Annotated in this window: 25 protein-coding genes and 1 pseudogene; 8 read left to right on the forward strand and 18 right to left on the reverse strand. The window is 67.6% G+C overall.

All coding sequences use genetic code 11. From position 1 onward, the window contains the following. Positions 1-2: 2 nt before the first annotated feature. Genes N4S67_RS17390 through N4S67_RS17400 form a run of 3 tightly spaced genes read right to left on the reverse strand, consistent with a single transcriptional unit; the run spans position 3 to position 2,803 of the window. The gene (locus tag N4S67_RS17390) at positions 3-1,388 is read right to left on the reverse strand and encodes a class II 3-deoxy-7-phosphoheptulonate synthase (protein ID WP_260994255.1); all 1,386 of its coding nucleotides are present in this window, start codon (positions 1,386-1,388) and stop codon (positions 3-5) included. Positions 1,389-1,439: 51 nt separating this feature from the next. Further along, the gene (locus tag N4S67_RS17395) at positions 1,440-1,919 is read right to left on the reverse strand and encodes a polyadenylate-specific 3'-exoribonuclease AS (protein WP_260994256.1); all 480 of its coding nucleotides are present in this window, start codon (positions 1,917-1,919) and stop codon (positions 1,440-1,442) included. After that, complete coding sequence (locus N4S67_RS17400; protein ID WP_260994257.1) at positions 1,919-2,803, reverse strand: hypothetical protein; 885 nt, start codon at positions 2,801-2,803, stop codon at positions 1,919-1,921. Before N4S67_RS17400 ends, N4S67_RS17395 begins: the two co-directional genes overlap by 1 nt. Before the next feature lie 84 nt (positions 2,804-2,887). On the opposite strand from N4S67_RS17400, the gene N4S67_RS17405 reads away from it, so the two are divergent. Then, a complete protein-coding gene (locus tag N4S67_RS17405) occupies positions 2,888-4,180 on the forward strand; it encodes a glycosyltransferase 87 family protein (RefSeq protein ID WP_260994258.1) in 1,293 nt (430 codons plus the stop codon). Here the strand turns inward: N4S67_RS17405 and N4S67_RS17410 are convergent. The 5 genes from N4S67_RS17410 to N4S67_RS17430 form a co-directional block, all read right to left on the reverse strand. Beyond that, a complete protein-coding gene (locus tag N4S67_RS17410; RefSeq protein ID WP_260994259.1) occupies positions 4,177-4,902 on the reverse strand; it encodes a lysophospholipid acyltransferase family protein in 726 nt (241 codons plus the stop codon). The two genes, N4S67_RS17405 and N4S67_RS17410, sit on opposite strands and share 4 nt — an antisense overlap. 83 nt (positions 4,903-4,985) lie before the next feature. Beyond that, positions 4,986-5,366 (reverse strand): hypothetical protein, encoded by a 381-nt coding sequence (locus tag N4S67_RS17415; protein WP_260994260.1) that lies wholly within the window; start codon positions 5,364-5,366, stop codon positions 4,986-4,988. Next, complete coding sequence (locus N4S67_RS17420) at positions 5,363-6,616, reverse strand: ArsA family ATPase (RefSeq protein ID WP_260994707.1); 1,254 nt, start codon at positions 6,614-6,616, stop codon at positions 5,363-5,365. The genes N4S67_RS17415 and N4S67_RS17420 overlap by 4 nt, the downstream gene beginning before the upstream one ends. Further along, entirely contained in the window at positions 6,609-7,049 is a 441-nt protein-coding gene (locus N4S67_RS17425; protein ID WP_260994261.1) for an SRPBCC family protein, read from the reverse strand. Before N4S67_RS17425 ends, N4S67_RS17420 begins: the two co-directional genes overlap by 8 nt. 41 nt (positions 7,050-7,090) lie before the next feature. After that, positions 7,091-7,480, reverse strand: coding sequence for an SRPBCC family protein (locus N4S67_RS17430; protein WP_260994262.1), 390 nt, complete (start codon positions 7,478-7,480; stop codon positions 7,091-7,093). 90 nt (positions 7,481-7,570) lie between these two features. Between N4S67_RS17430 and N4S67_RS17435 the strand changes: the two genes are divergently transcribed. Further along, positions 7,571-9,370 (forward strand): AMP-dependent synthetase/ligase, encoded by a 1,800-nt coding sequence (locus N4S67_RS17435; protein WP_260994263.1) that lies wholly within the window; start codon positions 7,571-7,573, stop codon positions 9,368-9,370. Positions 9,371-9,402: 32 nt separating this feature from the next. Here the strand turns inward: N4S67_RS17435 and N4S67_RS17440 are convergent, their stop codons facing one another. From N4S67_RS17440 to N4S67_RS17455, 4 genes are all read right to left on the reverse strand, one after another. Then, complete coding sequence (locus tag N4S67_RS17440; RefSeq protein ID WP_260994264.1) at positions 9,403-10,536, reverse strand: glycosyltransferase family 4 protein; 1,134 nt, start codon at positions 10,534-10,536, stop codon at positions 9,403-9,405. Beyond that, positions 10,533-11,357: a peptidase gene (locus N4S67_RS17445; RefSeq protein ID WP_260994265.1), complete on the reverse strand. Its 825-nt coding sequence runs from the start codon at positions 11,355-11,357 to the stop codon at positions 10,533-10,535. Before N4S67_RS17445 ends, N4S67_RS17440 begins: the two co-directional genes overlap by 4 nt. Continuing rightward, complete coding sequence (ripC, locus tag N4S67_RS17450; protein ID WP_260994266.1) at positions 11,326-12,435, reverse strand: peptidoglycan hydrolase RipC; 1,110 nt, start codon at positions 12,433-12,435, stop codon at positions 11,326-11,328. Before ripC ends, N4S67_RS17445 begins: the two co-directional genes overlap by 32 nt. A 152-nt stretch (positions 12,436-12,587) precedes the next feature. Continuing rightward, the gene (locus N4S67_RS17455) at positions 12,588-12,791 is read right to left on the reverse strand and encodes a hypothetical protein (protein WP_390893410.1); all 204 of its coding nucleotides are present in this window, start codon (positions 12,789-12,791) and stop codon (positions 12,588-12,590) included. Between the two features lie 108 nt (positions 12,792-12,899). Between N4S67_RS17455 and N4S67_RS17460 the strand changes: the two are divergent. Beyond that, positions 12,900-14,678: pseudogene (locus N4S67_RS17460) on the forward strand (DEDD exonuclease domain-containing protein); the annotation flags it as partial. On the opposite strand, the gene trpD reads toward N4S67_RS17460, so the two are convergent. Then, positions 14,616-15,674: an anthranilate phosphoribosyltransferase gene (gene trpD, locus N4S67_RS17465; protein WP_390893411.1), complete on the reverse strand. Its 1,059-nt coding sequence runs from the start codon at positions 15,672-15,674 to the stop codon at positions 14,616-14,618. The pseudogene N4S67_RS17460 and the gene trpD sit on opposite strands and share 63 nt — an antisense overlap. A 68-nt stretch (positions 15,675-15,742) precedes the next feature. Between trpD and ctaE the strand changes: the two genes are divergently transcribed. From ctaE to qcrB, 4 genes are read left to right on the forward strand one after another with little or no spacing between them, the layout of a single operon-like run. Further along, on the forward strand, positions 15,743-16,354 hold the full coding sequence (gene ctaE / locus N4S67_RS17470; protein WP_260994267.1) for an aa3-type cytochrome oxidase subunit III: 612 nt from the start codon (positions 15,743-15,745) through the stop codon (positions 16,352-16,354). Next, positions 16,351-17,193 (forward strand): cytochrome bc1 complex diheme cytochrome c subunit, encoded by an 843-nt coding sequence (qcrC, locus tag N4S67_RS17475; RefSeq protein ID WP_260994268.1) that lies wholly within the window; start codon positions 16,351-16,353, stop codon positions 17,191-17,193. The genes ctaE and qcrC overlap by 4 nt, the downstream gene beginning before the upstream one ends. Further along, the gene (qcrA, locus tag N4S67_RS17480; RefSeq protein ID WP_260994269.1) at positions 17,190-18,404 is read left to right on the forward strand and encodes a cytochrome bc1 complex Rieske iron-sulfur subunit; all 1,215 of its coding nucleotides are present in this window, start codon (positions 17,190-17,192) and stop codon (positions 18,402-18,404) included. Before qcrC ends, qcrA begins: the two co-directional genes overlap by 4 nt. Next, complete coding sequence (gene qcrB / locus N4S67_RS17485; protein ID WP_260994270.1) at positions 18,401-20,128, forward strand: cytochrome bc1 complex cytochrome b subunit; 1,728 nt, start codon at positions 18,401-18,403, stop codon at positions 20,126-20,128. Before qcrA ends, qcrB begins: the two co-directional genes overlap by 4 nt. A 31-nt stretch (positions 20,129-20,159) precedes the next feature. Here qcrB and N4S67_RS17490 read toward each other — a convergent pair whose 3' ends face one another. The 4 genes from N4S67_RS17490 to ctaC form a co-directional block, all read right to left on the reverse strand. Beyond that, on the reverse strand, positions 20,160-20,840 hold the full coding sequence (locus N4S67_RS17490) for a DUF2561 family protein (RefSeq protein WP_260994271.1): 681 nt from the start codon (positions 20,838-20,840) through the stop codon (positions 20,160-20,162). After that, positions 20,840-21,694, reverse strand: a complete 855-nt coding sequence (locus N4S67_RS17495) for an MmpS family protein (protein ID WP_260994272.1) — start codon at positions 21,692-21,694, stop codon at positions 20,840-20,842. The genes N4S67_RS17490 and N4S67_RS17495 overlap by 1 nt, the downstream gene beginning before the upstream one ends. Positions 21,695-21,833: 139 nt before the next feature. Next, the gene (locus N4S67_RS17500; RefSeq protein ID WP_260994273.1) at positions 21,834-22,253 is read right to left on the reverse strand and encodes a cytochrome c oxidase subunit 4; all 420 of its coding nucleotides are present in this window, start codon (positions 22,251-22,253) and stop codon (positions 21,834-21,836) included. Positions 22,254-22,260: 7 nt separating this feature from the next. Next, positions 22,261-23,292, reverse strand: a complete 1,032-nt coding sequence (ctaC, locus tag N4S67_RS17505) for an aa3-type cytochrome oxidase subunit II (RefSeq protein WP_260994274.1) — start codon at positions 23,290-23,292, stop codon at positions 22,261-22,263. 154 nt (positions 23,293-23,446) lie between these two features. On the opposite strand from ctaC, the gene asnB reads away from it, so the two are divergent. Continuing rightward, positions 23,447-25,375, forward strand: a complete 1,929-nt coding sequence (gene asnB / locus N4S67_RS17510; RefSeq protein ID WP_260994275.1) for an asparagine synthase (glutamine-hydrolyzing) — start codon at positions 23,447-23,449, stop codon at positions 25,373-25,375. On the opposite strand, the gene N4S67_RS17515 is transcribed toward asnB, so the two are convergent. Further along, a complete protein-coding gene (locus N4S67_RS17515) occupies positions 25,372-26,346 on the reverse strand; it encodes a carbohydrate kinase family protein (RefSeq protein WP_260994276.1) in 975 nt (324 codons plus the stop codon). The two genes, asnB and N4S67_RS17515, sit on opposite strands and share 4 nt — an antisense overlap. Between the last annotated feature and the right edge of the window lie 12 nt (positions 26,347-26,358).

The following is a 26,358-nucleotide window of genomic DNA, read 5'->3' on the forward strand; positions in this document are numbered from 1 at the left end:
ACCTAGTCCCGCAGCATCTCGGCGACGAGGAAGGCCAGCTCGAGGCTTTGTTGGGTGTTCAGGCGTGGGTCGCACGCGGTTTCGTAACGGCCGGCCAGGTCGGTGTCGGAGATGTCCTGGGCGCCGCCGAGGCATTCGGTGACGTTCTCGCCGGTGATCTCGACATGGATGCCGCCCGGATGGGTGCCCAACGCGCGGTGCACCTCGAAGTAGCCCTGCACCTCGTCGACGATGCGGTCGAAGTGGCGGGTCTTGTACCCGGTCGACGACTCGTGGGTGTTGCCGTGCATCGGATCGCACTGCCAGATCACCTGATGCCCGGTGGCTTGGACCTTCTCGATGATCGGCGGCAACAGGTCGCGCACCTTGTTGTTGCCCATCCGGGTCACCAACGTCAGCCGGCCCGCCTCATTGTTCGGATCCAGGCGCTCGACGTACTCCACAGCCAGTTCCGGGGTCATGGTCGGGCCGAGCTTGACCCCGATCGGGTTGGCGATCACCTCGGCGAACCCGACATGGGCCCCGTCGAGCTGACGGGTCCGCTCACCGATCCAGACGTAATGGGCCGACAAGTCATAGAGCTTGGGCCCGGACTCGGTTTCGGAAAGCCGCAGCATCGCGCGCTCGTAGTCGAGCACCAATGCCTCGTGGCTGGCATAGATTTCGGCGGTCTGCAGATTACGGTCATCGACACCGCAGGCACTCATGAACGTCAGCGCCCGGTCGATCTCACCGGCCAGCGCCTCATAGCGGGCGCCCGCGGGCGAGGTCCGCACGAACTCGCGGTTCCAGTCGTGCACCAGATGCAGCGAGGCAAGTCCCGATGCGGTCAACGCGCGCACCAGGTTCATCGCCGCGCTGGCGTTGGCATAGGCACGGACCAACCGCGACGCGTCGTGTTCGCGCGCGGCAGCATCGGGGGCGAACCCGTTGATCATGTCGCCGCGGTAGGACCGCAAACCCAGTGCGTCGATGTCGGCCGAGCGCGGCTTGGCGTACTGCCCGGCAATGCGCGCGACCTTGACCACCGGCACACTGGCCCCGTAGGTGAGCACCACCGCCATCTGCAACAGCGTGCGGATGTTGGCCCGGATGTGCGGTTCGGTGTTGTCGACGAAGGTCTCCGCGCAATCGCCGCCCTGCAACAAGAACGCCTTGCCCCGGGCCACATCAGCCAGCTGACCCTTGAGCCGCTCGATCTCGGCGGGCACCGTCACCGGCGGCACACTCTCCAACACCGTGCGCATGTTCTTGGCCGCATCGGCATCCCAGCTGGGCTGCTGCACCGCAGGCCGGGCCAAGGCAGCATCAAGGCGCAACCGCAACTCATCGGGCAACGGCGGCAAAGGCGGCAGCTGGTCGATAGGCACATCGACGGTCCAGTTCACCCATCCATGGTAACGGCCGCCGAGGTGTGGTTTTCACCGCCGGGCGGCTGGTCAGCCCGTCGTCATCACCTGGAACCGCAGCAGATTGTGCCGCGCGTCGACCAGGGCGTCGTGCGCGTCGCGCGGCCGCGGTGGCATCCGCGGCGATCCGCGGTCTTCCCAGAATTGCCGCAGTTCTCTGGTGAACCGCGGTATCGCAGGCGGCAGGTCGGCCATCGGCCCCCACAGCTGGCACAGCACGACGTGGTCGTACGCCCCGACCCACGCCCACATCTCGATCGGCTCGTCGCCGTCGATGCCCAGGAAGTCCTCCAGGTCCGAGCGGATCTGCCTGCGCGAGCGCCACAACGGCGACGCGGGCGACGGCAGCTTTGGCAGGACGTGCTTTCGAACCCAGCTGCCCGCCCGTTCGGGATCGAATTCGGTTGATACGGCGTAATATTCGCGTCCGTCCTCAGCGGCGACACCGATGGAGATCAACTCGATCGTGCGGCCGTTGTCGATGAACTCGGTGTCGTAGAAGTAGCGCACTAGGCCACCTGCTCCGGCGCCCGTTCCGACGGTGCAGGTGCGGCGTGGATCTCGCGGTCGAGCTGTGCGTCGACCTTGGCGTCGTCGGGGAACCTGGGCATGCCGGCAATCGCGTCCTGCAGCCACAGTTTGGCCTGGACCACCGGCCTGCGCAGCCAGCGCTCCCGTTCCAGCGCACGATGCATCTTGCGGGGGCGTTTCGTGTACCGCCAGCGCGCCCACGGGGCATGCGGACGCGACAACCGGATGGCCCCGACCAGCAGCAGCGGGGTGATGAACATGCCGACGAGTCCGGTCCACACCTTGCCCTTGAGCAGCACGACGACGGCCAGCAGCAGGGTCAGCACTGCGATGACGACGACGCCGGCGCGGGCCAGCAGGGTGTGGTCGCTGCGCCAGATGTTGATGTCGAAAAAGGACAGCGGGTTGAAGCCGAGTATCAGCAGGCCCGCGACGGCCACCGCCGCGAACACCGCGTCGACCGACGTGCGGCCGTCCTCGGCCCAATACACGTCCTGAAGATGCAGGATCAGTGCGAACTCGTCGAGTACCAGCGCTGAGCCGACGCCGAAAAAGATTGCGGCGACGGTGAATTCGGGTACTCCGCCGTCGACCGCCAGCGTGACCATCGTCACGCCGGAGACCATGACCAGAATCACACCGATCACGACGTGGTGGAGGTGCAGCCCAGCCCCCGGTGTCCCCGAAACCGAGATGTTGCGGGGCTGCCACCATTTGCGCGGCGCATCGCTGTCGGCGTGGGCACGGATGTACCGCACGATCGTGCGGGTCACGAAGAACGTCGCGATGAAGGCCACCAGGCAGAAGGCGAGCGGCAGGCGTCCCGGTGGAATGGCGAAGTCGAAATCGAGGTCCGCGCGCACGCGAAGAACTTACGCCGACCTGCGCGTGTCGTGGCCGGGATACCCTCCGACGCGCCGAGACGCCCCGATAGTGTGGTCGGCGACATGAGGATTTGGCGGTCGCCCGACGGGCGTGGTTGGGGGCCGACGCTCGGCTGGCGACTCTTCCAATTGCTCACCGCCGCCGCGGTCGCGTGGGCGGGTTGGCGCCTGCTGGGGCACCTTCCGTACCGCATCGACATCGACGTCTACCGGATGGGCGGACGGGCCTGGCTCGACGGCCGCCCGCTGTACGCCGACGGGGTCATGTTCCAGACCCGCGGCGGGCTGGACCTGCCGTTCACCTACCCACCGCTGGCCGCAGTCGTGTTCTCCCCGTTCGCGCTGCTGTCGCTCGACGTGGCCAGCATCGCGATCACGCTGACCACCCTGGTACTGCTGGTCGTCGCGACGACCATCGTGCTGACCCGCCTCGACGTGTGGCCGGACCCGTCCGGCGGCAAGAGCACGGTGACCGGGGAACCCGCCTGGCTTCGACGGGCATGGCTGGCCGCGGCAATCGTCGCGCCCGCAGTGCTCTTCCTCGAACCGATCCGGTCGAACTTCGACTTCGGGCAGATCAACGTCGTGTTGATGACGCTCGTCATCGCCGACTGCGTGCCGCGCAGAACCCCCTGGCCGCGGGGCATGCTGCTGGGTCTGGCGATCGCGCTCAAACTCACCCCGGCAGTGTTCCTGTTGTACTTCCTGCTGCGCCGGGACACCCGCGCGCTGCTCGTCACCGCCTTCTCCGCGGGGCTGGCCACGCTGACAGGGGCGGCGTTCGCGTGGCGCGACTCGCTCGAGTACTGGACCGAGACGGTGCGCAACACCGATCGCATCGGCGCCGCGACGTTGAACACCAACCAGAACATCGCAGGTGCGCTGGCGCGCCTCGGCCTCGACGAAGGCGTGCGGTACGGACTCTGGCTCGTGGCGTGCTTCGCGGTGCTGGGCCTCACGGTCTGGGCGGTGCGACGGGTGCTCAACGCGGAGGAACACGTGCTGGCGTTGATCTGTGTGGCGATGTTCGGTCTCGTGGTCTCGCCGGTGTCGTGGTCGCACCACTGGGTCTGGGCGCTGCCCGCCGTCGTGGTCACCGCGATCATGGGTTACCGGCAACGCCATGTCGCGCTGGCCTTGGTGGCGCTGGCAGGTGTCGTGCTGATGGTGTGGACGCCGATACCGCTCATGCCCGAGCACGAGGAGACCGCGGCCTCGCTGTGGCGCCAGCTGATCGGGGCGTCTTACATCTGGTGGGCCCTCGCGGTGATTCTGGTGTCGGGCACGGTTCGGGCGCACGTCGGCCGGCGCACCACCGCGGGCGTGAACGCCGCGCCGGTGCCCGCGGTGAACTAGCCGGCGGCCACAGCGGGCATGCGCGCGGACGGCTTCGCCGTGTCGTCGGCCTTGCCGTCCTTGATGTCGGCGGCGTAGAGGTCGACGTACTCCTGCCCGGACAGCTGCATGAGCTCGTACATCACCTCGTCGATGACCGCGCGCTCGATGAACCGGTTTCCCGCAAGGCCCTCGAAGCGGGTGAAGTCCATCGGCTTGCCGAACTTCACCTTCACCCGGCCGAACCGCCACATCTTGCTGCCTGGCGGGTTGACGCTGTCAGTTCCGATCATCGCGACCGGAATGACCGGCACACCGGTCTCCAGCGCCAGCCGGGCCAGCCCGGTCTTGCCCTTGTAGAGTCGCCCGTCGGGCGACCGGGTGCCCTCCGGATACATACCGAGCAGCTTGCCCTGACTGAGGATGCGCGCGGCGGTGTTCAAGGCGCTCTGCGCACTGTCGGCATCGGCGCGGTCGATCGGCACCTGTCCGGCCGAGGTGAAGAACCAGCGCTGGAACCAGCCTTTGATCCCGGTCCCGGTGAAGTATTCGGCCTTGGCCAGGAAGGTGATCCTGCGGCTCTCCACCAGCGGCAAATAAAAGCTGTCCGCAACCGCGAGGTGATTACTCGCCAGAATGGCAGGACCAGACCGTGGAACATAATCCAGCCCTTCGACTTTCGGCCGGCCCAGCAACGACAGCAGAGGCCCCATGAAGATGTATTTGAACAGCCAATACCACATGGACCCTCCCGATGATCGAACACGACAAGACGGTGTTCTGCGACAACTGTACCCACGCGCTGTGAATGCGACCACAGACGCGCCTACTCCTCCACGGTTACCGGGATGTGCTGGTACCGACTCGCTCCCGACGGGGCCGGGCCCTGCGGTGGACCCTCCGGCGGAGGCGGCGGACCTTGCGGCGGCGTGCCGTCGGGCTGCTGTGTGTCCGCGTCCAGGATCGCCCGAACCACCGCCAGCAGCGCGACGCTGTGCTCGGCGACGACGGTCAACAACGGATGTTGTTCCCCGGACGCCAGTGCGGCTATCGCGCACACCGGGCACCACACCTGCTGGCATTTGCCCGGCCCGTCACCACTGCCCGCCAGCGCCGCGGCCGACCGCACGGCGGGATCGAGCCTGTCGAGGATCATCTGCGCCAGCCTCCGCAGTTCGGGACCCAGATCGGGATGCGCACTGCTCACGCTGGCCACACCTCCGGATTCGGTCGAAACCGCACTGTCAGCTCACTGCCCCGCAGCGCGGCGTCCACCACGATGCACCGACGCAGGACCGACGCCAGCCGCACGCGGCGCCGCATGCCGCCTGCGCCGATGATCAAGTCATCGTCGACTCGGCCCAACGTCAGTGCGCCGGAGTCGACCTGCGGCAACTCTAGCCGCAGCCGGTAGACGGCTTCGAGGCCCGTGCCCGATTCCCGATCCACGACCGGACGCAGCGGCCCGGGCGGCGGTGAACCGTCGCGTCGACGGGCGCTGTCGAGTAGTTCGCCCAGCGCTTTGGGGCCGATCGGCTCGCCCGCCAGATGCGGCACCAGCACCAGCCGTACATCGCCGATCCTCTCGTCGAGATCGGCCAGCACCGCGGCCTGCTCGGCGATCCGCTCGGAGTACCAGTCAAACGCCGGGTGTTCGGGCAAGTTGCGATACTCGAACGAATCATCCTGCACCAGAATTTGATTGACGATGAGCTCCTGCACAGCCACGCCCATCAACGCCAGTGAGCCCAGCGTGCGCACCGCCTCGGCGGCCACCACGCGCTCGGCGGTCATCACCAGGTGCGCGCCGACCCGCGACCCGTCCGTCAGCAGCGAACTGAGCTGCTCGACTCCCCCGCCGATGCGTTCGACGAGCTCGACGACCGCTGCCGTGCGGGCGTCGTCAGTGGCCGACAGCCGCCGGTGCCGCGGCCAGGCCCGCTCCAGGTACAGCCCGAATGTCGCGGGCAACGTGAGCATGCGCAGCGCATCAGCTGTCGATGCGCAGTCGACCACCACGCGATCCCACCGGCCCGAAGCCGCCAACTCGCCGACCTCGTGCAGCCCGAGCACCTCTTGAATACCGGGAAATGCCGAGAGTTCCTCGGGTGCAACGCTTCCCACATCAGATTCTGGGAACCTATCCGACAACACCCCGGCGGTGTCGCGCCACCGCTGCGCCAACAGCGCCAGCGTGTCGAGTGCCAGCGCGTCCAAGGATCCGCCGCCGGCATCCGCGTCATCGGCGAGCACTCGGGTCGGCTCGCGGTGTCCTGTCGGCGCGACGTCGGCACCCAGCACGTCACCGATCGAGTGCGCCTGGTCGGTGGAGACGATGAGCACCCGCAGACCCGCACGCGCATCGCGCACCGCGGTGGCGGTTGCCAACGTCGACTTACCTACGCCGCCCTTGCCGACGAACAGACTGATCCGGGCGCCGCCCGGGGACTCAGTCAGCCTCGACTCGTTTCTTGAGGTCCTTCAATGCGGTGTCGGTCAGTCTGCGTTCGGCCTTTCGCTTGAGCAGACCGATCATCGGGATGACCAGGTCGACCGCCAGCTCATAGGTGACGTCGGTGCCGGATCCCTTGGGAGACAGCCGGTATGCCCCGTCCAGCGCCTTCAACAGCGAACTGGACACCAGCGACCACGTCACCGAGCCGCTGTCGACCTTGTTCCAGTCGTATGCCAATACCATGGTGTCCTTGAGTACGGCCGCGTCGAGCACCAACCGGGCCTTTTTCGGAAAACCGGACGGGTCCGCTTCAAGCACCTCGCAGTCCTTGTACTCGTTGACCCATTCCGGATAAGACTCGATGTCGGCGATGACGTCCATCACCGTCGAAGGATCGGCATCGATATAGATCGTCTGCGCCGTCTTGTCCGCCACGTCAGAAATCTACCCTTCTTTGCACCGCTTAAGCCGATGGTTCACGCGCGCGGGGAAACCCCGACCGGGCGCGACGCTTCGAGCGCGCGTTTCACCTCGAAGGCCATGTTCTTACCCGCCACCCGCCGTCGGTGGTTCATCTTCGGCAGGTTCATCTTCGCCAACTGCCACGCCGCCGCGCCCGCCGGTTCGGCGTGCAGGAAGTAGTGCAGCACCACCCCGTCGAGAACCGGCTCCAGCCAGACCTCCATGGTGCCGATCAGCGCACCGGTCACCGTCCAGCGGTGCCCCACCGCCCCGCGGTCCTCCACGACCGTCAGTCGCAGGTCGGGCCACCACCGCCGCCAGCTCGCGGGATCGGCGACAGCCCGCCCGACCTCGGCCGGATCGGCCGCGACGAACGTCTCGTCGGCGATCTGGATGCTGTTCATGGCCTACAAGCTTCACACATGCGCCGCTTTCCGCCACACGGGGCCGACTAGGCTGGCAGCGGCAAAGCCGCTAGTCGAGAGGCCATAACCGTGCGTGAGTTCACCGTTCCCGCTTCCTTCCCCGTGGGTGAACGCGACAACATCGTCAGCTCCGTGTTCGAACACGAGCGCGACGATCCCGACCATGTGGTCTTCCAGCGCCTCGTGGACGGCACATGGACCGATGTGACATGCAAACAGGCCGCTGATCAGATCCGCGCCGCGGCGCTGGGGCTGATCGCCGAAGGAGTCGCGCCCGGCGACCGGGTCGCCCTGTTCTCCGCGACACGCTACGAGTGGCCACTGCTGGACCTCGCGATCCTCGCGGTGGGCGCGCTGACGGTGCCGATCTACGAGACCAGTTCGGCCGAGCAGGTCAAATTCGTGCTGGAGGACTCCGGCGCCGTGCTGATCTTCGCCGAAACCGACGCGCACGCCGACAAGATCGAGCACCTCACCGACGAGCTGCCCCAGCTGCGCAAAGTTCTGCGCATCGACGGCTCCGGCACGCCCGCGCTCGACGCGCTCGCCGAAGCGGGCCGTTCGGTGGACGTCGCGCAACTCGACGAGCGACTCGCCGGCCTGAAGTCCGCCGATCCAGCGACCCTGATCTACACCTCCGGCACCACCGGCAGGCCGAAGGGCTGCGAGCTGACCCACGCGAACCTGGTGTACGAGATCCGCGGGGCGTCGGACTGCTTTCCCACGCTGCTGGCCAAGGGCGAGCGGATGCTGGTGTTCCTGCCGCTGGCGCATGTGCTGGCCAGGGCGATCACGCTGGCGTGCTTCACCAACAAGGTGACGCTCGGATTCACAAGCGACATCAAGAATCTCGTCCCCACCTTCGGGGTGTTCAAGCCGACGCTGGTGGTGTCGGTGCCGCGGGTGTTCGAGAAGGTCTACAACACGGCCGAACAGAACGCGCGCAACAGCGGTAAGGGCGCGATCTTCGAACGGGCGGCCGACACCGCCATCGAGTGGAGCAGAGCCCAAGACACCGGCGGGGCGGGTTTGCTGCTGCGGGCCAAGCACGCGCTGTTCGACCGCCTCGTCTACGGCAAGTTGCGCGCCGCACTCGGTGGCGACTGCCGGGGTGCGATCTCGGGCGGCGCGCCGCTCGGGGAACGGCTGGGCCACTTCTACCGCGGTGTCGGCCTGACCATCTACGAGGGTTACGGCCTCACCGAGACCAGTGCCGCGATCACCGTCAATCGGATCGACGACGTCAAGGTCGGGACGGTCGGAAAGTTGTTGCCGGGCAACAGCATGCGCCTCGGCGACGACGACGAGCTGCTGGTCCGCGGCGGCGTGGTGTTCAGTGGCTACTGGCACAACGAGGAAGAGACCGACGCCGCCTTCACCGATGGCTGGTTCCACACCGGCGACCTCGGCGCCATCGACGACGACGGCTTCCTGAAGATCATCGGCCGAAAGAAGGAGATCATCGTCACCGCGGGCGGCAAGAACGTCGCGCCCGCGATCCTCGAGGACCGGCTGCGCGCGCACCCGCTGATCAGCCAGGCGATGGCGGTCGGCGACGCGAAGCCGTTCATCGCGGCGCTGATCACGATCGACCCGGAGGCGTTCGACGGCTGGAAGGAGCGCAAGGGCAAGAACTCCGGCTCATCGGTGGGCGATCTGGCCACCGACCCCGACCTCACCGCCGAGATCGACCTGGCGGTCAAGGAGGCCAACCAGGCGGTGTCGAAGGCCGAGGCGATCCGCAAGTTCCGCATCTTGGCCGTCGACTTCACCGAGGACACCGGCGAGCTGACACCGACGATGAAGGTCAAGCGAAAGGTCGTCGCCGAGAAGTTCGCCAGCGAGATCGACGCGCTGTACGCCGGCTGAGCCGGCAATCAGACATGCGCCGGCTGAGCCGGCTAGAGCAACTCGGCCAGTCGCTGCGCCTTGGAGCGCCACTGCCAGTTCTCGAGCACCCACTGCCGGCCCGCCGCACCCATGCGCGCCGCCCGGTCGGGTTTGGCGAGCAGGTCACCGATAGAGGCCGCGATGGCGCCGACGTCCCAGCCGTCGACGACCACGCCGGTCTCACCGTCACGAACGGTTTCGGGCGCCCCGCCGGAGCGTCCGGCCACCACGGGCACACCCGTCGCCGACGCCTCCAGATAGACGATGCCGAGACCCTCCACGTCCAGCCCCGCCCCGCGGGTGCGGCAAGGCATCGCGAACACGTCGGCCATCGCGTGGTGGGCGGGCAGTTCGTCGCCGGGCACCCCGTCGGTGAACACCACGTGCTCGGCGACGCGGAAGTCGTGCGCCAGCCGGTGCAGGGCTGACCGGTACGGTCCACCGCCGACGATGACCAATGCGGCGCCGTTCACCCGCTCGCGGATCGCGGGCAGCGCGCGAATCAGCATGTCCTGGCCCTTGCGCGGCACCAGCCGGGACACGCACACCACCACCGGCCGACCGCCCAGCCGGTACCGAGCACGCAACTCGGCCCGTGCGACCTCGTCTGGTGCGAATCTGTCCGGGTCGACCCCGGGCGCCAGATGCTCGAGCGCCGCCTTCGGCCCGAATGCCGACGCGAAGCGATTGCGCGTGTAGTTGCTGACGTAGGTCACCACGTCGGTGTGAGTTCCGATGCGGCGCAGCGCGGTTCGCGCACCGGGCAACATCGACCAGCCAACCTCGTGGCCGTGGGTGCTGGCGATGACGCGACCGGCGCCCGCATCGCGGGCCAGCGGGGCCATCAGCGCAAGGGGCGCGGCCGCACCGAACCAGACCGTCTCGGCGCCGTGGCGGTCGATGAGCCGCTTCATCCGATTGGCCACCGACGGCACGGGAAGCATCAACGTGCCAGGGTGCCGCACCACGGAATATCCGCCGCTGGCGTCTGCATCGAATTCCTCGGCGCCTTTCCACGCGGGTGCGTACACCGTGAGCGTGTGCCGGCCGGTATCGACCAGATGGCGCACCAGTTCGTGTAGATACGATTGGATGCCGCCGCGACGCGGCGGAAAGTCGTTGGTGACCAGCAGAACCCGACTCACAACCACTGCCGCCACTGCGCCAGCACGGTGTCCAGGTCGGTACCGAGAGTGTCGCGCACCGCGGTCGTCACATCGGGGTGGCGGTGCCCGCATGCGCGCATGTACAGCGCGCGCAACGCTGCCGGACCGTATCGTTCGGCGACGAAGCGACTGAACAGCCACGCGCGGTCATAGGCCGTCGAGCGTTCCGGCCCCGCAGCGGCCAGATCGGCGTCGGTGGGCAGCACCATGAGTTCGTCGGCGAGCGGCGGAATGTCCGTCGCGGGCCTGGCGACGTAGTCAGCAACCCCTTCGGTCAGCCACTGCGGGGCGTCGACGGCGGTGTCGGCCCGCGCGGCGAAGTGGAACAGTTCGTGGCGCAACACGATTCGCAATGAGGTGTCGTCCATGCCGGCCGCGCCCGGTGCGAACATGATGCGATCGACGGTGGTGGTGGCGGCGGTATCCGCAGTGCCGCCGGCCAGGGTGGCGAACTGCTCCGGTGAGGCCGCCGCCACGATCACGATGTCACGCGGCCAGTCCGGGCCCCAGAAGGCGGTGACGGCCGAGACTGCGGCGTCGAGGTGGCCTGCGACCCGGCTGAGCAGCGAAGCGCTCTGCGCCCCTCCGAGCGCGATGAGGCGCACTGTCCGTCCGTCGGTCAGCTCGACGCTCGTCGCGGGCGCGGTAGGCGTGGTGAGCGAGGCGGGTGCAGCCAGCGTCGGCCCGGGGGGTGCCGCATCGGAGCGCCCGATCAAGAAGAGCGCGCAGATCAGCTCGGCCAGAAGGAACGCGGCGAGCCGTCGACGATCAGTAGCGGCGGACGTTGTAGATCGGCGCATTGTCGACCGGGGCGACTCGCACCGGCGTGCCGTAGGTCGAGGCGTGCACCATCATTCCGTCACCGATGTAGATGCCCACATGCGACGCATCGGAGTAGTAGGTCACCAGGTCGCCCGGTTGCATCTGGTCCCTGGACACCGCCTGCCCGCCTTCGGCCAGCGCCTGGCTGGAGTGCGGCAGCGAGATGCCGGCCTGCTGGAACGACCACATCACCAGCCCGGAACAGTCGAAGGCGCTCGGCCCCGATCCGCCCCACGAATAGGGCGATCCGATGCGGCTCAGCGCGGCCTGGATGACGGTGGACGAATGTCCCGACGGAGGTGCCATGTCTCCCGGCGGGATGCCGCCCGGCGGCACGGGGCCGGGCGGGGCGGCCAGAATCGCGGGGTCGCCGGCCGGTGGCGGCGCGGGCGCGGGTGGCATCGCGGCCAACGCTTCGCGCTGGTTCGGCGTCAGCGCCTCGTACTGCGATTTGACGACCGCGATCTGCACCTGCAGCCGACTTTGCTTGCTCTGCAGATCCGCGCGCACCGCGGCGGCCTGCTCGGCGGCGGTCTTCGCGTCGGCGGCGGACTTGGCGGACTCACGTTCGGCGACTGCGGCGCGCGCGCCGACCTCGCGGTAGCCCTTCATCTGCGCCGACATCTCGGCAGCCATCACGCGCTGCACCGACAGTTGATCGATGAGGCCCTGCGGCGACGGGGCGGTCAGAATCGCATCCAGACCATTGGCCCTGCCGCCCATGTACTGGGCCGCGGCGACCTTGTCGACGGAAACTTGGAACTTGGCCAGCTCCGCGCGTGCGGTCTGCGCAGCCGCGGTGTCCGCCGCGTGCTTGGCCTCCGCCGCCTGCTGGGCTGCCAACTTGTTGTTGAGGTCGAGCTGAGCCGAGTGCATCGCCTCGGTGGTCTGCTCGGCTTGGCGCGAGAGTTGGTTGAGCTTTGCCAGCGCGTCGTCCGCCGGGTCCGCGGCCACATTCCCAGAGAGGAATCCTCCGAGCACCGTTAATCCGGCTATGACAGTGATGACGGATCGCCTGAACCGGCTTATGCGCCGGTCGGTGCGGTCAAAACTCAAGATTTGCGTCCTTCAAGTGCCTGACGAAGCCGCGTCGAAGTGCTCTGAGGTCTCAGATAGGTTACGAAACGGCATCGGCCTTGTCCAACAGAAGCCGCAAATTTAACAGCAGTCTCAGAAATAGTTATCGCGGCCGTCGTAAACGCGTGTCGTCAGGCCACCCCCGAATCGCGGCCGCGGTGGATCGGCACCAGCCGCAACCGCGGCGCGAGTCCGACGTCGGCGAGTACCTCGAGAGCCTCCCGCTCGTCGTCGAGCAACGTCTCGGGCGTGCCCAGCAAAACACTCACCACGCAGTCCTGACAGCCCGGTCCGCGCACTGCGCAGTCGTCGCAGTCAATCTTCACCGTGCCCACAATGGCTCCTCTCGGTCGGTGCTGTCCGCACCGTATCGGCGGGCACCGACAAGCGAGCGCGCCGCGTGGCAACCGCCGGCTGTCGGTGCCGTTGCCTACCTTCAGCGCATGGGCCAGCTCAGCTTCGCTGACGTGAACCCGCAAGCCGACGTCTCCCTGCGGGAGACCACGTTCGTCGTTGTCGACCTCGAGACCACCGGTGGCCGCGCCAGCGGCGAGGGCCACGACGCCATCACCGAGATCGGCGCGGTCAAAGTCCGCGGTGGTGAGGTGCTCGGCGAACTCGCCACGCTCGTCGACCCGGGGCGCTCCATCCCGCCGCAGATCGTCGCGCTCACCGGGATCACCACGGCCATGGTCTACAACGCGCCGACCATCGAGTCGGTGCTACCCGCGTTCCTGGAGTTCTCCCGCGGCGCGGTCCTGGTCGCGCACAACGCCGGATTCGACATCGGATTCCTGCGGGCGGCCGCCGAACGGGCGCAGATCGCCTGGCCGCGGCCGCCGGTGCTGTGCACGGTGAAGCTGGCCCGCCGCGTGCTCTCTCGGGAGGAGGCGCCGAGTGTGCGGCTGTCCGCGTTGGCCCAACTGTTCAATGCCGCAACGACTCCCACGCACCGCGCACTCGACGACGCGCGCGCCACCGTCGACGTGCTGCACGGGCTCATCGAACGGGTCGGCAACCAGGGCGTGCACACCTATACCGAGCTGCGCTCCTACCTGCCCGACGTGACGCCGGCCCAGCGCCGCAACCGCCACCTCGCCCAGACGCTGCCCCACCGCCCTGGCGTGTACCTGTTCCGCGGACCCAGCGCGGAGGTTCTCTACGTCGGGACGGCGGTGGACCTACGCCGCCGCGTGGGGCAGTACTTCAACGGGGCCGACCCGCGAACGCGCATCAAGGAGATGGCGTCGCTGGCCACCGCCGTCGACCATGTCGAGTGCGCGCACGACCTCGAGGCCGGGGTGCGCGAGTTGCGGCTGCTCGCTGCGCACGCGCCGCCATACAACCGGCGGTCGAAGTTCCCGCACCGGTGGTGGTGGGTGGTGCTCACCGACGAACCGTTCCCCCGCTTCGCCGCGGTGCGGGCACCGAAACACGATGTGACGATCGGTCCGTTCCGGGCCAGGGCCGACGCCGTCGAGACCGCGGCGCTGCTGGCGCGCTACACCGGGGTGCGGACCTGCACGGCGCGTCTCGCCCGCTCCGCGCTGCACGGCCCGAGGTGCCCCGAACGCGAACTCGCGCCGTGTCCAGCGCCGCGGGAGGTCTGCGCCGTCGACTACGCCGCCGCCCCGGCGCGCGCCGTCGAACTGATCGAGGGCCGCGACGGCCGCGCGCTGGCCGAGGTGCTGTCGCACATCGCCGACCTGGCCGACCGAAGCCGCTACGAGACCGCGGCCCGGCTGCGGGACCACACCGCCACCGCCATCGACGTCCTGTGGCGGGGCCAACGACTGCGCGCGCTCGCCGCCGTCACCGAGATGGTGGCCGCGCGCCCCGACGGGAGCGGCGGCTGGGACCTCGCGGTGATCCGGTGCGGTCAGCTGGCGGCAGCGGGCTGCGCCCGCCGAGGCGTGCCGCCGATGCCTGTAGTCGACGTGATATGCGCTGGCGCACAACATGTTCTGCAGGCCGAGGCGCCGCTGGGCGGGGCCCTGGTCGAGGAGACCGCGCTCATCGCGCGCTGGCTCGCGCAGCCCGGTGTGCGCATCGTACGAGCCGACCCCGGCTATGCGTCACCCGTCGCGGCCGCCGGCCGGTGGTCGTCATGGGCCGCGACCGCGCGCTCGGCGCGGCTGGCCGCCAAACAGATCGAGGACTCAGAGCTTCTGAGTGAACCGCACCCAACGCGCGAGCAGCTGTTCGGCCGCCCCCGAGTCGATCACCTCGGTCGCTCTGGCCAGACCGGACTCCCAGGCGGGCACCCATTTGGCGTCGCTGGCTAACCCAGCGTGCGCCACCATGGCCCCTGCGGCGTTGAGTACCACCGCGTCGCGCACCGCCCCGGTCGCCCCGCCGAACACCGACCGCACCTCCGCGGCGTTGGATTCAGCGTCGCCGCCCACCAATTCGGACAGCTCGGCCCGTTTGAACCCGAACGCGGCCGGGTCGAACGTCAGCCGTTCGACGGTGCCGGCCTGCACCCGCCAGATCGTGCTCGTCGTCGTGGTGGTCAGCTCGTCGAGGCCGTCGTCGCCGTGGACGACCAGCACGCTCGAGCGGCGGGCGGCGAACACGCCCGCCATCACCTCGGCCAGATCGCCCCATGCGCAACCGATGAGGCCGGCCCGCGGGGAGGCCGGATTCGTCAGCGGCCCAAGCAGATTAAAGACCGTCGGCACCCCGATCTCGCGCCGCACCACCCCCGCGTGCCGATACGAGGGGTGAAACTGCGGGGCGAAGGCGAAGCCGATGCCCACCTCGGCCACGCTGCGCGCGACCTGGTCGGGGCCGAGATCGATGCGCACGCCCAGCGCCTCGAGCGTGTCGGCGCCTCCGGACAGCGACGACGCGGCCCGGTTTCCGTGCTTGACCACGGGCACACCCGCGGCGGCCACCACGATCGCCGCCATGGTCGACAGGTTCACCGTGTTCGCGCCATCGCCGCCGGTGCCGACCACGTCGACGGTCTCGTTGCCGATCACGTCGGTCGGCACCCGGCGCGCGTGCTTGAGCATGATGTCGGCCAGCTCGGTGACCTCGGCCGATGTCGGGCGCTTCATCCGCATCGACACGCCGAACGCCGCGATCTGCGCGGGGGTCGCCACGCCGGTCATGATCTGGTCCATCGCCCACCCCGCCTGGCCGGGCGCCAGGGCCTGACCAGTGGTGAGGCGACCGAGGACCTGCGGCCAGGTGGGAGCGTCAGCGGAAGTCACCCCGAGATTATGACGAATTGCTCGACCCGGGTGGAGTTCATCAACTACAAAGCGTCATACTTGGTTCTGTGACGAGCGCTGTAGGGACCTCGGGAACCGCAATCACGTCGCGAGTACATTCGCTGAACCGACCGAACATGGTCAGTGTCGGCACGATCGTCTGGCTGTCCAGCGAGCTGATGTTCTTTGCTGGGCTGTTCGCGATGTACTTCACCGCGCGTTCGCAGGCCGGTGGGGAGTGGCCGACGCCGCCCACCGAACTGAACCTTGTCCAGGCGGTGCCGGTGACGCTTGTGCTCATCGCGTCGTCGTTCACCTGCCAGATGGGTGTGTTCGCCGCCGAGCGTGGCGACGTGTTCGGCCTTCGCCGGTGGTACGTCATCACGTTCCTGATGGGCCTGTTCTTCGTGCTCGGCCAGGGCTACGAGTACATCCAGCTCGTCCACCACGGCACCACGATCTCCAGCAGTGCATATGGCTCGGTGTTCTATCTGGCCACCGGCTTCCACGGCCTGCACGTCATCGGCGGGCTCATCGCGTTCATCTTCCTGCTGGCCCGCACCACCATGAGCAAGTTCACCCCGGCGCAAGCCACCGCGGCGATCGTCGTGTCGTACTACTGGCACTTCGTCGACATCGTGTGGATCGCGCTGTTCGCCGTCATTTACTTCGTCCGATGATCGCTTCGATCGGTCCGATGAGAAGGGGTTCGATGACCGACAAGTCTCGCCGTCGGCTGCGCCGGCGCCTGTCAGCGGCACTCTTGCTGCTGACCGGACTGGCAGTCGCCGGTGGCCTGGCGGCCACCCTCACGCCGACGCCGCAGGTGGCGGTCGCAGACGAGTCGCAGTCGGCGCTCCTGCGCACCGGCAAGCAGCTGTTCGACACCTCGTGTGTCACCTGCCACGGCGCCAACCTGCAGGGCGTGGCCGACCGCGGACCCAGCCTGATCGGCGTGGGCGAGGCGGCCGTCTACTTCCAGGTGTCCACCGGCCGTATGCCTGCGATGCGCGGCGAGGCCCAGGCACCGGACAAGCCACCGCAATTCGACGAGGCTCAGACCGACGCCATCGGCGCCTACGTGCAGGCGAACGGCGGCGGGCCGATCGTTCCGCGCGACGAGAACGGCCAACTCGCGCAGGAGTCGCTGATCGGTGACGACGTGGCCCGCGGCGGCGACCTGTTCCGGCTGAACTGCGCGTCGTGCCACAACTTCACCGGCAAGGGTGGGGCGCTGTCGTCGGGTAAGTACGCCCCCGATCTGGGGGGCGCCAAGCCCGCACAGATCTACACCGCGATGCTGACCGGTCCGCAGAACATGCCGAAGTTCTCCGACCGGCAGCTGTCGCCGGAGGAGAAACGCGACATCGTCGCCTATGTCACGGAGTCGGCGGAGACGCCGAGCCCCGGCGGCTACGGCCTCGGCGGCTTCGGCCCCTCGTCGGAAGGCATGGCGGCCTGGATCATCGGCATGGTGGCCGTCATCGCGGCGGCCCTGTGGATCGGAGCCCGAGCATGAGTGACGCCGCGGACAACACGCCGAAGGGCACCGATGCCCCCGGCCACGCCGGGGTTCCCGGCCAGCCCAGCGACGCCGAACTGGCCAAGATGTCGCGCGAGGAGCTGCTGGAACTGGGCGGCAAGCTCGACGGCGTCGAGACCGTCTTCAAGGAAGACCGCTGGCCGGTCGCCGGTACCAAAGCCGAGAAACGCGCGCAACGCTCAGTGTCGTTCTGGCTTCTGCTCGGCGGCTTTTCGGGCTTGGCGCTGCTGCTGGTGTTCCTGTTCTGGCCGTGGGAGTACCAGCCCTACGGCTCGGAGGGCGAATTCCTCTACACGCTGGCCACTCCCCTGTACGGGCTGACCTTCGGGCTGTCGATTCTGGCCATCGGCATCGGCGCGGTGCTGTACCAGAAGAAGTTCATCCCCGAGGAGATCTCGATACAGCAGCGCCATGACGGCCGCTCCCCCGAGATCCAACGCAAGACCGTCGTCGCCAACCTCTCCGACGCCCTGGAAACCTCGACCATCAAGCGGCGCAAGCTCGTCGGGCTGTCGCTGGGCGTGGGGCTCGGCGCGTTCGGGCTCGGCACCCTGGTCGCGTTCGCGGGCGGGCTAATCAAGAACCCGTGGAAGCCCGTCGTACAGACCGCAGAAGGCAAGAAGGCCGTGCTGTGGACGTCGGGATGGACACCGCGCTACGCCGGCGAGACCATCTACCTGGCGCGCTCCACCGGCAAGCCGGGTGAGTCGCCGTTCGTCAAGATGCGCCCCGAAGACATCGACGCGGGCGGCATGGAGACAGTGTTCCCATGGCGCGAATCCGACGGCGACGGCACCACCGTCGAATCACATCACCATCTGGCCGAGATCGCGATGGGCGTGCGCAATCCCGTCATGCTCATCCGGATCAAGTCGCAGGACATGCCGCGCGTCGTCAAGCGCAAGGGTCAGGAGAGCTTCAACTTCGGTGACCTGTTCGCCTACACCAAGGTCTGCTCCCACTTGGGTTGTCCCGCATCGCTGTACGAACAGCAGACGTATCGCATTCTGTGCCCGTGCCACCAGTCGCAGTTCGATGCAATGCATTTCGCGAAACCCATATTCGGCCCGGCTGCGCGCGCGCTGGCGCAGCTGCCCATAACCATCGACCAGGACGGGTTTCTGGTCGCCAACGGGGACTTCATCGAACCCGTTGGACCGGCATTCTGGGAACGGAAGACAACATGAGTCCGACACTGCCTAAACCGCCGAACATGGCTCAGATCGCCGCCGGACAGGGCGACGCGATCGACTCGCGTTACCACCCGTCGGCCGCGGTGCGGCGGCAACTGAACAAGGTCTTCCCCACCCACTGGTCCTTCCTGCTGGGCGAGATCGCCTTGTACAGCTTCATCGTGCTGCTGCTCACCGGCGTGTACCTCACCCTGTTCTTCGACCCGTCGATGGCCGAGGTCACCTACGACGGTGTCTACCAACCGCTGCGCGGTGTGCAGATGTCAAAGGCCTACGAGTCCACCCTCGACATCACCTTCGAGGTCCGTGGTGGGCTGTTCGTCCGCCAGGTACACCACTGGGCGGCCCTGTTGTTCGCCGCATCGATCATGGTGCACCTGGCGCGAATCTTCTTCACCGGCGCGTTCCGCCGCCCACGCGAGGCGAACTGGGTGATCGGGTCGCTGCTGTTGATCCTCGCCATGTTCGAGGGCTACTTCGGCTACTCGCTGCCTGACGACCTGCTATCGGGCATCGGACTGCGGGCCGCACTGTCGTCGATCACACTCGGCATGCCGGTCATCGGAACCTGGTTGCACTGGGCGCTGTTCGGCGGCGACTTCCCTTGTGGCGGTGTCGGTTACGAGTGTATGACGGACGGATTCTTCATACCTCGAATGTATGCGCTGCACATTCTGCTGATACCGGGCATCATGTTGGCGCTCATCGGACTGCACCTGGCACTGGTGTGGTTCCAGAAGCACACGCAGTTCCCGGGGCCGGGCCGCACCGAGACCAACGTCGTCGGTGTGCGCGTCATGCCGGTGTTCGCGGTGAAGTCCGGCGCATTCTTTGCGATGACCGTCGGCATCCTCGGCCTGATGGGCGGTTTGCTGCAGATCAACCCGATCTGGAACTTGGGCCCCTACCGGCCCTCTCAGGTGTCGGCGGGTAGCCAGCCCGACTTCTACATGATGTGGACAGAAGGCTTGGCGCGCATCTTCCCGCCGTGGGAGATCTACCTCGGCAACTACACCATTCCGTCACCGGTCTGGGTCGCGTTGGCCATGGGCCTGATCTTCATCCTGCTGCCGGCATGGCCGTACTTGGAGAAGAGGTTCACCGGCGACGACGCGCACCACAACCTGTTGCAGCGGCCACGTGACGCCCCGGTGCGCACGGCGATCGGCTCGATGGCCATCGCGTTCTACATGGTGCTGACGCTGAGCGCGATGAACGACATCATCGCGCTGAAGTTCAACATCTCGCTGAACGCGACCACGTGGATCGGACGCATCGGCATGGTGGTGCTGCCTGCGATCGTGTACTACATCGCCTACCGGTGGGCCGTCGGCTTGCAGCGCAGTGACCGTGCGGTGCTCGAGCACGGCGTCGAGACCGGCATCATCAAGCGGCTGCCGCACGGTGCCTACATCGAACTGCACCAGCCGCTGGGCCCGGTCGACGCGCACGGGCACCCGATTCCGCTGGAATACCAGGGCGCGGCCGTCCCGAAGCGGATGAACAAGCTGGGTTCTGCCGGTGCGCCGGGTACCGGCAGCCTGCTGTCCGCCGATCCGCTATCCGAGCACGAAGCGATCACCGAGGCGGTGCACGCCTCAGAACGCCGGGCTCTCACCGCTTTGCGCGAGCACCAGGAGCGCAACGGCTCGTCCAACGGGCACGGCAACGGCTCGTCCAACGGGCACGGCAACGGCCAGACGAACGGGCATCACTGATCCGACTGCGCAGCTGCGCGCCCTGCTCGGCCTACTTGTCGAGCAGGGCGCGCAGCTCGCGCAGGAAGTACCACGGCACTGCAGCCATGGCCAGCGTGACGAGCCCCGCCAGGACCAGAAACACCCACGCCGCGACCGTGCTTCCGACCGCCATCAGATAGGTGCCGACACCAATAGCCACCGTCGCGATGCCGATCGCGCACGCGATGGCGAGCGCGCAGCGCAGCGAAAGCTGATCGGCGGCAGCGGTTGTCGGCGATGCCGGGGCGCCGGCCAGCACATTCACCGGCGCTGCGGCACTAGGACGGCCTATCACCGGTCCCCCGGCCCGCAACGGTGCAGGCGCGACGCCCGGCTCGGGCGGTTGGCTGCGGCCGAGTGACGGGCGTGGGTCGAGCCGCTCCTGCGGGTGCACGTCTGCCGCGGCCTCCCGCCGCGCACGCAGCAGCAGCGGAACGGCGCCGATGATGACGATCGCGGAGATCGCGATGACGGTGTAGAGCAGCCAGGGTGTATCGGAGTCGGCCGACGACGCGGTGTCGCCCGAGGCCAGGTCGACGAGGGCGACCGTCGCGGCGACGCCGGTGCCCAGCGCCACCAGCCAGATGCCGGCGCAGGACCCGAGCAGGATGCGGTCGATTCGGTCGAATTCGCCGGTGTCCAGGCGGGGACTCAGCCTCGACCGGCCCGTCGTGTCGGTGTCGTAGGTCATCAGCAACTTGTCTGTGCGGCGTTGTTGGTGTTCGAGGACAGCACCTGGCCGTCGCTCGTCGTGATCGAGCAGTTGAGCCGGCTGGTCAGCAATACGCTCTGAGCCTGCACCGAGCCGACTTCGGACTGCGAGATGGGCGTCACCGTGATCGACCACGGGATGTAGACGTTGCGCTGCGTGCGGCTTCGACCGGAGGCGTCGATGTAGGTGATGTTGATGATGTCGAACGGCGCCTTCGTCCCGGTCACCGAATAGGTGACCTGACGCGGACCGGACCTGGTCGTCGTGGTCGGCGGCGGTGACGGCGGCGGCGCGGTGGTCTCCGGCGCGGGCGGCGGAGGCGGCTCGGCGGGCGCCGGCGGCGGTGGAGGAGGCGGGGGCGGCTCCTGCGTCACCGTCACGGTCTCCGGCGGCGGTGGCGGGGGTGGCGGCTCCGTCGTGGTCGGTGGCGGCGGGGGCGGCGGCGTGGTCGTGGTGATCTCGTCCTGCACCGGCGGCGCGGTCGACGTCGACGTGTCGGGATCTGCGAGGTTGTCGGTGTCGGTGCGGGTCACCAACACCGAGACGGAGGCCACCAACGCGATGGCGGCGATGATCGCCGCGACCCCGACCACCCACGGCCACCGGGGCGGCGGGGCCTGCTCGACCACTTCAGGAGTCTCGTAGCTGTCGTAGTCGTACAGCGACGAGTCGGCAGGCACATATGGCCCGCTGGTGAACTGCTCGGACTCAGGGGCCGAGTAAGCCTGCGAATACATGTCCGTTTCGCTGGTCTCCGGCCCGGAAGCACTGCTGCCCGGCTCCTCACCGGGAAGCCCGGCCCCTTCGTTCTCCGGGGGGTTCGGCCCGCTCATCTACGCCTATCCTTCTCGACAACTTATCGGCGCGACACGCCATAAGCGGCAAGACCGTGCCTCGGCAACACTACCCAACCGCAGGGGCAGCAACGAATTCCGCGGCACGTTGCGGGCGAAGTGGTGTCCCGATTGTGACCTAGTGCTTCTCGGGGCCCGTGTAGTACTCGAACACCAGGCCCCCCACTGTCGCGAGGACGAAGCAGACGCCGGCGACGATGAGCCAGGGCAACCAGAGCGCGACGCCGACGGCGGTCACCGACGCCGACAGCGCGATGAACACCGGCCACCAGCTGTGCGGACTGAAGAAGCCCAACTCGCCCGCGCCGTCGCTGATCTCGGCGTCCTCGTAGTCCTCGGGCCGGGTGTCCAGGCGCCGGGCCACGAACCGGAAGAACGTGCCGGTGATCAACGTCAGCCCCGCGGTAAGCACCAACGCGGTCGTTCCGGCCCACTCGACGCCGCCGTACTGGAACACCGCGGTCAGGACCGCGTACACGACAGCGGCGAGGACGAAGAAAGCGGTCAGGAACTCGAACAGCCTGGCTTCGATGTGCATGTGGTCCCTACTTACTGGCCTGCGGCACTTCGGGGGCTCCCTCGCCGCGCCGCGTGTCGAACGGTCTGGTCGTCTCGGCGGTGGGCGACTGATTGATCGCCTTCAACGCCTGGGCGTTGGTCCGGCCGGCGCGACGCTGGTCGAGATAGGCCTTGAAGTCGTTGGGCTCCACGACGCGCAGCTCGAAGTTCATCATCGCGTGGTACGTGCCACACATCTCCGTGCAGCGGCCGACGAACGCGCCGGTCTGGTTGATCTCGCTGACCTGGAACGTGTTGTCGGAGTTGTTCGCCTCCGGGTTCGGGATGACGTCGCGCTTGAACAGGAACTCCGGCACCCAGAAGCCGTGAATCACGTCGGCCGAGGCGATCTGGAATTCGATGCGCTTGCCGGACGGCACCACCAGGACGGGAATCTCGGTGGACGTGCCCAGTGTCTCGACCTCATCGAACGCCAAGTACGAGCGGTCCTCGGGGTTCTTGCCGGCGATCGCGCCGTATTCGCCCCCATGTTCACCTTCGACGCCCTCGGGCCCCGATGCGACCGCTTCCTGGCGCTCCGGCTGACCACCCTCGTAGGTGTAGGTACCGTCGGAGAAGTTCACACTCTGGTAGCCGAATTTCCAGTTCCACTGGAAGGCCGTGACGTCGACGACGACTTCCGGTTCTTCCTCGTGCAGCATCCGCTCCTGCACCACCACCGTGAAGTAGAACAGCACCGAGATGATCAGGAACGGCACGACGGTGAGCACCAGTTCCAAAGGCATGTTGTAGCCGAACTGACGCGGTAGCTCCGTGTCGGTCTTCTTGGCCCGGTGAAACGCTGAGGCCCAGAAGATCAGGCCCCAGACGATCACGCCCACGACCAGCGACGCGATCACCGAGCCGATCCACAACTCCCGGTTGATGTGCGCCTCGGGCGTGATGCCCTTGGGCCAGCCCAATCCAAGCACCTCGGACCAGCTACAACCGGTGAGCAGCAACGCTGTAACACCGAGGACGAGCGATAACGCCACCACCCTCACACCGCGAGGTGTCACGCTGGCGCCTCCTAGAAGTCGGTAGTGCAAGCCGAATACTACGCAGCGTAGACCACCGTCGGACGCCGGTCTCGACACACCTCCGTCATTCGATCCCTAGCCGCGCGGCTACTTCGCTTCTCGAGCGCACGAGCCGATTCGGCATACTGGCGCCGTGTGCGGACTCCTGGCCATGCTGACCGACCCGTCCGGTGGAGTCTCCCCCGCGTTGGTGGACACCGTTTCCGGCGCGTCCCACCTCATGCGTCACCGCGGCCCCGATGAGCCGGGCACATGGTCCGACGGCGAGGTCGTGCTGGGCTTCAACCGGCTGTCGATCATCGACATCGCGCACAGCCACCAACCGTTGCGCTGGGGCCCACCCGAGGCCCCCGACCGTTACGTCCTGGTGTTCAACGGCGAGATCTACAACTACTTGGAACTCCGCGAAGTACTGCGCTCCGAGTTCGGTGCCGTGTTCGCCACCGACGGCGACGGTGAAGCCATCATCGCGGCATATCACCATTGGGGCACCGAAGCACTGACCCGTCTGCGCGGCATGTTCGCGTTCGCGCTGTGGGACACCGTTGCCCATGAACTGCTCTGCGCTCGCGATCCGTTCGGCATCAAGCCGCTGTACATGGCGACCGGCCCCGGCGGTACCGCTGTCGGCAGCGAGAAGAAGTGCCTGCTCGACCTCGCGGAGTCGATCGGCTTCGACGCCTCGCTGGACCGCCGCGCCGTACAGCACTACACCGTTCTGCAGTACGTGCCCGAGCCTGAAACGCTGCACACCGGGATACGCAGGCTGGAGTCCGGCAGCTACGCCCGGGTTCGACCCGGCACGCCGCCGGAGGTGACCCGCTACTTCACGCCGCGGTTCGACGCGAAGCCGTTCGGCAACGGTGAGCAGGCCCGCTACGACGAGATCACCGCGGTGCTCGAGGACTCGGTTGCCAAGCACATGCGCGCCGACGTGACCGTTGGGGCGTTCCTGTCCGGTGGCATCGACTCGACCGCGATCGCGGCGCTGGCAATGCGGCACAACCCGCGGCTGATCACCTTCACGACCGGGTTCGAACGCGAGGGCTTCTCGGAAGTCGACGTCGCCGTCGCGTCCGCGGAGGCCATCGGCGCCCGGCACGTGACGAAGGTGGTCAACCAGGCCGAGTTCGTCGCCGCGCTCCCCGAAATCGTCTGGTATCTCGACGAACCCGTCGCCGACCCGGCGCTGGTGCCGCTGTACTTCATCGCCCGCGAGGCCCGAAAACACGTCAAGGTGGTGCTCTCCGGAGAGGGCGCCGACGAGTTGTTCGGCGGCTACACGATCTACCGGGAACCGCTGTCGCTGAAGCCTTTCGAGTACCTCCCCCGGCCGGTGCGGCGGTCGCTCGGCCGGGCGTCGCGGCCGTTGCCGGAAGGGATGCGCGGCAAGAGCTTGCTGCACCGCGGATCGCTGACGCTCGAGGAGCGCTACTACGGCAACGCGCGCAGCTTCTCCGACGCGCAACTGCGCGCCGTGCTCCCGGACTTCCAGCAGGAGTGGACGCACACCGACGTCACCGCACCGGTCTACGCGTCATCAAGTGGCTGGGACCCGGTGGCGCGGATGCAGCACATCGACCTGTTCACCTGGCTGCGGGGCGACATCCTGGTCAAGGCCGACAAGATGACCATGGCCAACTCACTGGAGTTGCGCGTGCCGTTCCTGGATCCCGAAGTGTTCGCGGTCGCGTCGCGACTACCCGCCGATCAGAAAATCACGCGAGTTACGACGAAATTCGCGCTGCGCAAGGCGTTGGAGCCGATTGTCCCGGCGCATGTGCTGAACCGACCCAAGCTGGGCTTCCCCGTCCCCATCAGGCACTGGCTGCGGGCAGGCGAGCTGCTGGACTGGGCGCACTCGATGGTGGGTTCGTCACAGGCGGGCGACTTGGTCGACCTCGCGGGGGTGCGCACGATGCTCGACGAACACCGCAGTGGGGCAAGCGATCACAGCCGGCGGCTGTGGACGGTGCTGATCTTCATGCTGTGGCACGCGATATTCGTCGACGGCACCATCAGCCCGCAGATCAGCGAGCCGCACTACCCCGTGCAGCTCTAGGCGAGCGCTTGTGCGATCTCGTCGCCGGCATCGGCGCCGTAGGCGTCGGACAGGCGGCGCACGGCCTCTTCGCGGTCCCAGCTCCACTCCTGCGGTCCCGGCGCCTCGAACACCAGCACGGCCACCAGCGAGGCCAGCTGCGCCGACCGCTCCAGGCTCAGCCCGGCGCTGCGGCCGGTGAGGAAGCCGGCGCGGAACGCATCGCCGATGCCGGTCGGATCGGCCTGATGCTTCTCGGGCACCACGTCGACGTGGATGAACGTTCCGTCGGAGCTGACCAGATCGACGCCCTTGGGCCCGAGAGTCGTGACACGCAGGCCGATCTGGCCCATCACCTGGGCCTCGCTCCAGCCGGACTTCTGCAGCAGCAGATCCCACTCGTAGTCGTTGGTGAACAGATAACTGGCCCCGTCGATCAGCCTGCGGATCTCCTCACCCGACAGCCGGGCCAGCTGTTGGGACGGATCAGCGGCGAACGCAATGCCGAGCTTGCGGCACTCCTCGGTGTGCAGGAACATCGCCTCCGGATCGTTGGCGCCCACGATCACCAGATCCGGCGTGCCGATCCGCTTCGCGACGTCGGCCAGCGAGATGTTGCGGGCCTCCGACATCGCCCCGGGATAGAACGACGCCAACTGCGCCATGTCCTCGTCGGTGGTGCAGACGAACCGCGCCGTGTACGCGCTGTCAGAGACGAGCACGCTCTCGGTGTCCACCCCCACGGATTCCAGCCAGCTGCGGTAGTCGTCGAAGTCCCGTCCGACCGCGCCGACGAGCGCGACGTCTCCGCCGAGCACACCGATCGCGAAGGCCATGTTGCCCGCGACGCCGCCGCGGTGGATCACCAGATCGTCGACGAGGAAGCTCAGCGACACCTTCTGCAGGTGTTCGGGAAGGAGTTGTTCGGAGAATTTGCCGGGAAACCGCATCAGATGGTCGGTTGCGATTGATCCGGTCACGGCGATCGTCACGAACTGCACTCC

The organism is Mycobacterium deserti, assembly GCF_025345615.1.
In the GTDB taxonomy this organism is placed as follows: domain Bacteria; phylum Actinomycetota; class Actinomycetes; order Mycobacteriales; family Mycobacteriaceae; genus Mycobacterium; species Mycobacterium deserti.

Bases quoted from the DNA above. Each gene is read 5' to 3' on its own strand.
- N4S67_RS17405 (WP_260994258.1), top strand. From the start codon at position 2,888: ATGAGGATTTGGCGGTCGCCCGACGGGCGTGGTTGGGGGCCGACGCTC.
- N4S67_RS17410 (WP_260994259.1), bottom strand. From the start codon at position 4,902: ATGTGGTATTGGCTGTTCAAATACATCTTCATGGGGCCTCTGCTGTCG.
- N4S67_RS17430 (WP_260994262.1), bottom strand. From the start codon at position 7,480: ATGAACAGCATCCAGATCGCCGACGAGACGTTCGTCGCGGCCGATCCG.
- N4S67_RS17445 (WP_260994265.1), bottom strand. From the start codon at position 11,357: ATGCGCCGATCTACAACGTCCGCCGCTACTGATCGTCGACGGCTCGCC.
- qcrC (WP_260994268.1), top strand. From the start codon at position 16,351: ATGATCGCTTCGATCGGTCCGATGAGAAGGGGTTCGATGACCGACAAG.
- qcrA (WP_260994269.1), top strand. From the start codon at position 17,190: ATGAGTGACGCCGCGGACAACACGCCGAAGGGCACCGATGCCCCCGGC.
- qcrB (WP_260994270.1), top strand. From the start codon at position 18,401: ATGAGTCCGACACTGCCTAAACCGCCGAACATGGCTCAGATCGCCGCC.
- N4S67_RS17490 (WP_260994271.1), bottom strand. From the start codon at position 20,840: ATGACCTACGACACCGACACGACGGGCCGGTCGAGGCTGAGTCCCCGC.
- N4S67_RS17495 (WP_260994272.1), bottom strand. From the start codon at position 21,694: ATGAGCGGGCCGAACCCCCCGGAGAACGAAGGGGCCGGGCTTCCCGGT.
- N4S67_RS17500 (WP_260994273.1), bottom strand. From the start codon at position 22,253: ATGCACATCGAAGCCAGGCTGTTCGAGTTCCTGACCGCTTTCTTCGTC.